Origin of the sequence: Micromonospora solifontis, from assembly GCF_003725545.1 — a bacterium.
GTDB lineage: Bacteria > Actinomycetota > Actinomycetes > Mycobacteriales > Micromonosporaceae > Micromonospora > Micromonospora solifontis.
In genome coordinates, this window is record NZ_RJLN01000155.1 from 1 (window position 1) to 6525 (window position 6525).

Here is a 6525-nt window from a genome sequence, read left to right on the forward strand (position 1 = left end):
GCGTCGAGCCGGCCACCCCCGAGGAAGAGACGCCAGCCTCCCCGCCCGTGTCGTGGCCGGCGTCGCCGGTCCCTCCCGGCTGGCCCGCGAGCCCGCCCGGCGTCCTCGTCGGCACGCACCCGCCACCCGCGGGGTCGCCGGCGGTCCCGACCGGCCAGCCCGGCGCGGCGCCGCCCATCTTCCCGCCGCCGGTCCCCACCCGGCTGCCTCCCCGGCGGGCGCCGCGCTGGTTGAGCGTCGCCGGCACGGTCCTCGGGCTGGCCGCCGCGATCCTCAGCTTCGGCTTCCTGACGTGGATGGTCCTCGCGGTCTACGCGGCCTGGCGGCGGAGTTGGCGGACCACGCTGGCCGCCGCCTGCTATCTGGCCCTGGTCGTCGGTTTCGTGGCGGCCTTCGCCGATCTCGACGCCGAGGCCGAGGCGACGGACCTGGAGCTGCTCTCGCTGCTGGGGCTGGGCGTCGCCTGGCTCGGCGGTGCCCTGCACGTGCTCCTGCTCGACCGCCGCGTGTGGGGGGTGGTCACCGGCCAGCGGAGCCGCCGGGCGGAGAACCGCAGGGTGCTCCGGGAGCAGGCCCGCTTCCTGCTGCACCACCACCCGGCAGCCCGGCACGACCTCCGGATCGGCCGCCCCGACCTGCCGCGCACCTTCGACGACGGCGGGCTGATCGACCTCAACGCGGTCCCCGAGCCGGTGATCGGGACGCTGCCCGGGCTGAGCCCGCCGCAGTACCAGCAGGTGATCATGGATCGCTGGCTGCGGGGCCCGTACACCTCGATGGAGGACCTCGCGGCCCGCTGCCTGCTGCCGCCGACGGTGACCGACGCGCTGCGCGAGATCCTCGTCTTCCTGCCGCCGCCCCCGCCGCCCGACCGACCGGCGTGATCCCGGCGGGTGCCCGCCGGCCTGGTAGAAATGCCGGATGAGCCAGGATCGGGCGACCGTACGGGAGCGGGCCGAGGCGGTGCTGCGGCGGCTGGCGGGCGACGACGCCCGGCTCCGCGAGGACCAGTGGCGGGCCATCGAGGCCCTCGTCGTGGACCGGCGCCGGGTGCTCTGCGTGCAGCGCACCGGGTGGGGCAAGTCGGCGGTCTACTTCGTCGCCACCGCGCTGCTGCGCGAGAGCGGCGAGCACGGCCCGACGGTGATCGTCTCGCCGCTGCTGGCGCTGATGCGCAACCAGGTCGAGTCGGCGGCCCGGGCCGGCATCCGGGCCCGCACCATCAACTCCGCCAACCTGGACGAGTGGGACGAGATCACCGCCGAGATCCACGCCGGGGCGGTGGACGTGCTGCTGATCAGCCCGGAACGGCTCAACAACCCGGACTTCCGGGACGGCGTGCTGCCGAAGCTGGCCGCCACCACCGGGCTGCTGGTGGTGGACGAGGCGCACTGCGTCTCCGACTGGGGGCACGACTTCCGGCCCGACTACCGGCGGCTGCGTACCTTCCTCGCCGAGCTGCCCGAGCGGACCCCGGTGCTGGCCACCACGGCCACCGCCAACGAGCGGGTCACCCAGGACGTCGCCGAGCAGCTCGGCGACGCCCTGGTGCTGCGCGGCACCCTGGACCGGGAGTCGCTCCGGCTCGGCGTGATCGACCTGCCCAGCCCGGCGCACCGGCTGGCCTGGCTCGCCGACCACCTGGACGCGCTGCCCGGCTCCGGCATCATCTACACCCTCACCGTTGCGGCGGCCGGCGAGACCGCCGAGTTCCTGCGCGCCCGCGGCTGGTCGGTGGCCGCGTACACCGGGCAGGCCGAGGACGCCGACCGGCGCGCGGCCGAGCAGGACCTGCTCGACAACAAGATCAAGGCGCTGGTCGCCACCAGCGCCCTCGGCATGGGGTTCGACAAGCCGGACCTCGGCTTCGTGGTGCACCTTGGCGCGCCGCCCTCGCCGATCGCCTACTACCAGCAGGTCGGCCGCGCCGGCCGGGCCGTCGAGCACGCCGAGGTGCTGCTGCTGCCCGGCGTGGAGGACGCGGCCATCTGGCGCTACTTCGCCTCGCTCGCCTTCCCGCCGGAGGAGCAGGTCCGGGCGGTGCTCGCGGCGCTGCGCCCGGACCGGCCGATCTCCACCCAGGCGCTCGAACCGATCGTCGACCTGCGCCGGGCCCGGCTGGAGCTGATGCTCAAGGTGCTCGACGTGGACGGCGCGGTCCGCCGGGTCCGCGGCGGCTGGCTCGCCACCGGCGCGCCCTGGGTCTATGACGAGGCCCGGTTGCGCCGCGTCGCCCAGGCGCGCACCGCCGAGCAGCAGGCCATGCGGGAGTACGCGGCCACGTCCGGCTGCCGGATGCGGTACCTGCGGGAGTGCCTGGACGACGCCGGGGCGGCCGACTGCGGTCGCTGCGACAACTGCGCCGGCCCGCTCCGCACCGCCGAGGTGTCCGACACCGCGCTGGCCGCCGCGCAGAGCTTCCTCGGCCGTCCCGGCGTGGAGATCCCGCCGAAGAAGCTCTGGCCGACCGGCCTGGAGGCGGTGGGCGTACCGCTGAAGGGACGCATCCCCCCGGCGGAGCAGGCGCTGCCCGGGCGGGCCGTGGGGCGCCTCTCCGACCTCGGCTGGGGTGGGCGGCTGCGCGGCCTGGTCGGGCCGGACGCGGCGGACGGCCCGGTGCCCGACGACGTGGCGGCGGCCGTGGTCGAGGTGCTGAAGGCGTGGGCGCACGGCGACGACCCGTGGCCGCGCCGCCCGGTCGGGGTGGTCGCGGTCGGCTCGCGTACCCACCCGGCGCTGGTCGGCTCGCTCGCCGAACGGATCGCCGCCGTGGGCCGGCTGCCGCTGCTCGGCAGGGTCGCCCCGACCGGGCCCGCCGCCGGTGGCGGCCCGCGCGGCAACAGCGCCCAGCGGGTACGCGCGCTGCACGACGCCTTCACCGTCCCCGACGAGCTGGCCGACGCGCTGGCCGGCCTGGACGGGCCGGTGCTGCTCGTGGACGACCTGGTCGACTCCGGTTGGACGGTGACCATGGTGGCCCGGCTGCTGCGGCGGGCCGGGGCCCCGGACGTCCTGCCGCTGGCCCTGGCGGTGGCGGGCTGAGATAGTCGGTCGTCCGGCGGGCGGGGAAAGTTCCCGGACCGGCCGGATTGCGAGCGTCGCCACCGTCACGGACCGTCCGCATGCCGGTACGTCGCCCGCCGGTACCGTGAACCCATGACCGAGCAGCGACCCGTCGTCCAGACGTACGCCGTCACCGGGATGACCTGCGAGCACTGCGTGCGGGCGGTGACCGACGAGCTGTCCGCCCTGCCCGGCGTCGAGGAGGTCCGGGTCGACCTGCCGGCCGGCACGGCCACGGTCACCAGCGCCCAGCCGTTGCCGGTCGAGTCCGTCCGGGCCGCCGTCGACGAGGCGGGCTACGAACTGGCCGGCGGCGTTGCCTGAGTCGCCGGCCACCGCCGCCGCGGCCCCGGTCGCCGCCGCGGCCCCGGTCGACGGGGCTCCGGTCGACGCTGCGGCCCCGGTCGACGCCGCCCCGGCCACCGAGGCGTCGCTGCCCGCCGGCCGGGAGCTGCCCGCCGGCCGGGAGCTGCCCGCCGGCCGGGAGCTGCCCGCGGGCCGGGAGCTGTCCGCCGGCCCCGGCGCGTCCGTGGACCGGAGCACGCTGCGGCTCGCCCTGGTGGTGGGCGGTCTGGTGCTCGCCGTGCTGCTCGGCTTCGGCCTCGGCCGGTTGAACCCGCCGCCGACCGCCGCGTCCGGGAGTCCCGCCCCGGCGGCCGCGGGACACACCCACGCCCCGGGCACCGGTGCGCACTCGCACGGCGGGGTCGACGTCACCCAGGCCGGCGGCGGGGACGCGGCCGGCCTCTCGATCAGCTCGGGCGGCTGGACGCTCGCCCCGTCGACCGTGGAGTTTCCGGTCGGCCGGGCCGGTGAGCTGCGGTTCCAGATCCGGGACGAGCGGGGGCGGGCGGCCACCCGGTTCGCCGTCGTGCACGACAAGCCGATGCACCTGATCGTGGTGCGCCGTGACCTCACCGGCTATCAGCACCTGCACCCGACCATGGCGGCGGACGGCACCTGGTCGGTGCCGCTGACCCTGACCGCGCCGGGCGCCTGGCGGGCGTACGCCGACTTCACCGTGGTCGCCGACGACGGCCGGCAGACCGCCGCCACCCTCGGCGTCGACCTGGCCGCCGCCGGCCCGTACGCGCCCCGGCCGCTGCCGGCCCCGGCCACCTCGACCACGGTCGACGGGTTCACCGTCGGCTACCAGGGCACCCCGAAGCCGGGGGAGACGGTGCCGGTGCGGTTCACCGTCACGACCGGCGGCGGTCCCGCCGAGCTGGAGCGCTACCTCGGCGCGTACGGGCACCTGGTCGCGCTGCGCGAGGGGGATCTGGGCTACCTGCACGTCCACCCCGGGCCGCAGGATGCGCCGGGCACGGTGACGTTCTGGACGACGGTGCCCGGGCCGGGCCGCTACCGGATGTTCCTCGACTTCCAGGTGGCCGGGGTGGTCCGCACGGCCGAGTTCACCCTCGTCGTCGCCTGATCGTCAGCCCGCCCGGCGGACCGGCCGGCGGGCCAGGTAGCGGAGCAGGTCGCGGATGTGGTGCTTCTCCTCGGCGGGCACGGTCGGGTCGGCCAACCGCTCCAGGATCACCCGCACATCCGCCTCCACCGGGGCGTCCTCGCCACCGCGACGGCGGGGGACGGGACCGGCGTCAGGCAGGCCGAGGGCGCGGAAGGCGGCCGCCACCGGGAGGTCGAGGGCGGCACAGAAGCCACGGACCTTGGCCAGTTCGGGGTAGTCCTGCCAGTCGCCGGCCAACCACCGGAACACGGTGGACCGCCCCACTCCCGTGTGCGTGGCCAGGTCGGTCACCGTCCAGCCGCGCTCCTCGCGGGCGTCGTCGATCGCGCGCCGAACGAAGCGCGCGAAGGCCATCTGTGGCGAAACGTCTGCCGAACCCATCCCTGCGCGGTCATCCTTCTCGGCCGGAGCACCGGACGGTGCGCCTCAGAGGGTAGTACGACCGGGCACGGAAGTAACTGACTGATCGGTCGGAAGGGACCGTGGGCTGAGACCGTTCGCTTGTCCGCTGTCAACTACCGTCGGGGGACCCGGCGGCGAGCAGCGTCTCCAGCCGGGGCGTCACGCCCCACTGGCCGATCAGCTCCCGGTACTCGGCGCGCTGGTCGGCGGTCGGCGCGCCACCGGTCCGGCGGGCGCGGATCAGCAGGTTGCGCGGGGTGTGCGCGGAGTCGACGAACTCCACCACCTCGGCCCGGTACCCGTGCAGCCGGAGCAGCGCCGCCCGGAGCGCGTCGGTCAGCACGTCCGCGAACCGCTCCCGCAGGATGCCCTGCCGGGTGAGCAGCTCGTACGGCGAGGGCGCCGGGCGGGACCGGAGCTGCGCCGCCACGTCGTGGTGGCAGCACGGTGCGGCCAGCACCCAGCGGGCGTCCCACCGGACCGCGCGGGCCAGCGCCTCGTCGGTCGCGGTGTCGCAGGCGTGCAGCGCCAGCACCAGGTCGGGAGCCGGCTCGACCACCGCGTCGGCGATGGTGCCGGCCACGAACCGCACCCGGTGGGTCCAGCCCAGCCGCTCGGCCAGTTCGGTGTTGCGCCGGCGCTGGTCCTCCCGGACGTCCACGCCGACCAGTTCGACGTCCAGCCCGCGCTGCGCGAGGTACCGGTACGCCGCGAAGGTCAGGTACGCGTTGCCGCAGCCCAGGTCGACCACGCGCAGCGGCCCGGTGAGATCGTCCGGCAGGGTCGTCGCCAGCGCGCGCAGGAAGGCGTCCACCTGGCGGCGCTTCGCCGCCGAACCGCCGATCTCGGCGAAGAGCGGGTCACCCGGGTCGAGCAGCCAGTCCTTGGCCCGGTCGTGACCGCCCGGCTCCCGGGCCGGGCGGTTCGCCGCCGCCCGGTGCACCTGCGCCTCGCCCGACTTGGTCACCCGGAGCTGGAGCGTGGTGCCGGCCGTCTCCACGTGCCAGTTGCCGAACGGCTCGGCGAGCAGTTCGTCGACCGCCGCGCCGGCCTCCGCGCCCGGTGCCACGTTCCGGGTGTACGGCCGGGCGCCGTCCGAGGTGGAGATCTGGAGCCGGGGGCCGGACTTGAGGGTGACCGGGCGCAGCTCGGCCCGGACCACCGAGGGACGGTGGCCACGGCGCCGGCCGGCGGCGACCGCCCGGGTCAGGGCGGGGTCGAGCAGCAGTGCCCGGACCTCGGTCAGGGCGGCGTCCAACGGTTCCGGCATCGCTCCATCATCCTCGTCGTCGAGCCCGGCCCGCTCCTCGCAGCATCGGGCTTGATCCACTCGGCTGCGGGAGGTCAGGGCCTCGGTGCGTGAGGAAGCCCCGACGTGCGGTGAGTCGAGTGGGCCGGGACAGTCGACGGCCCTCGGACCGTGGTCCGAGGGCCGTCGCTCAGTCGCTTGTCAGTCGGCGGTCGCCTCGGGCCGGCGTACCGGCCCCCGAACCAGCGCCACCACGACGGCGCCGGCGGCGGCGCGGCTTGGGTGCCGACTCGCCCTCCGCGGTCGCGACGGCCGGCTCGGCGGCGCCCTCGGC

Annotated in this window: 6 protein-coding genes; 4 read left to right on the forward strand and 2 right to left on the reverse strand. The window is 76.2% G+C overall.

Annotated elements, in window-relative coordinates; translation table 11 throughout:
• The 4 genes from EFE23_RS27220 to EFE23_RS27235 all read left to right on the forward strand — a co-directional run.
• On the forward strand, nucleotides 1-884 hold an 884-nt coding region (locus EFE23_RS27220), incomplete at its 5' end, for a ComEA family DNA-binding protein (RefSeq protein ID WP_500786062.1).
• A gap of 37 nt (nucleotides 885-921) precedes the next feature.
• Nucleotides 922-3042, forward strand: a complete 2121-nt coding sequence (locus EFE23_RS27225) for a RecQ family ATP-dependent DNA helicase (RefSeq protein WP_123243733.1) — start codon at nucleotides 922-924, stop codon at nucleotides 3040-3042.
• Between the two features lie 114 nt (nucleotides 3043-3156).
• Nucleotides 3157-3387, forward strand: a complete 231-nt coding sequence (locus EFE23_RS27230; RefSeq protein ID WP_123243734.1) for a heavy-metal-associated domain-containing protein — start codon at nucleotides 3157-3159, stop codon at nucleotides 3385-3387.
• Nucleotides 3380-4498 carry a DUF8832 domain-containing protein gene (locus tag EFE23_RS27235; protein ID WP_373684054.1) on the forward strand — a complete coding sequence of 373 codons (1119 nt, stop codon included), beginning with the start codon at nucleotides 3380-3382 and terminating at the stop codon, nucleotides 4496-4498. Before EFE23_RS27230 ends, EFE23_RS27235 begins: the two co-directional genes overlap by 8 nt.
• A 3-nt stretch (nucleotides 4499-4501) precedes the next feature.
• Here EFE23_RS27235 and EFE23_RS27240 read toward each other — a convergent pair whose 3' ends face one another.
• On the reverse strand, nucleotides 4502-4921 hold the full coding sequence (locus EFE23_RS27240) for a helix-turn-helix domain-containing protein (RefSeq protein ID WP_123243735.1): 420 nt from the start codon (nucleotides 4919-4921) through the stop codon (nucleotides 4502-4504).
• A 130-nt stretch (nucleotides 4922-5051) separates the two neighbouring features.
• Nucleotides 5052-6212: a class I SAM-dependent methyltransferase gene (locus tag EFE23_RS27245; protein WP_123243736.1), complete on the reverse strand. Its 1161-nt coding sequence runs from the start codon at nucleotides 6210-6212 to the stop codon at nucleotides 5052-5054.
• Nucleotides 6213-6525: the final 313 nt, after the last annotated feature.

Excerpts from the sequence above, each read along its gene's own strand:
- EFE23_RS27225 (WP_123243733.1), top strand. The coding sequence starts at position 922 with ATGAGCCAGGATCGGGCGACCGTACGGGAGCGGGCCGAGGCGGTGCTG.
- EFE23_RS27240 (WP_123243735.1), bottom strand. The coding sequence starts at position 4,921 with ATGGGTTCGGCAGACGTTTCGCCACAGATGGCCTTCGCGCGCTTCGTT.
- EFE23_RS27230 (WP_123243734.1), top strand. The coding sequence starts at position 3,157 with ATGACCGAGCAGCGACCCGTCGTCCAGACGTACGCCGTCACCGGGATG.
- EFE23_RS27245 (WP_123243736.1), bottom strand. The coding sequence starts at position 6,212 with ATGCCGGAACCGTTGGACGCCGCCCTGACCGAGGTCCGGGCACTGCTG.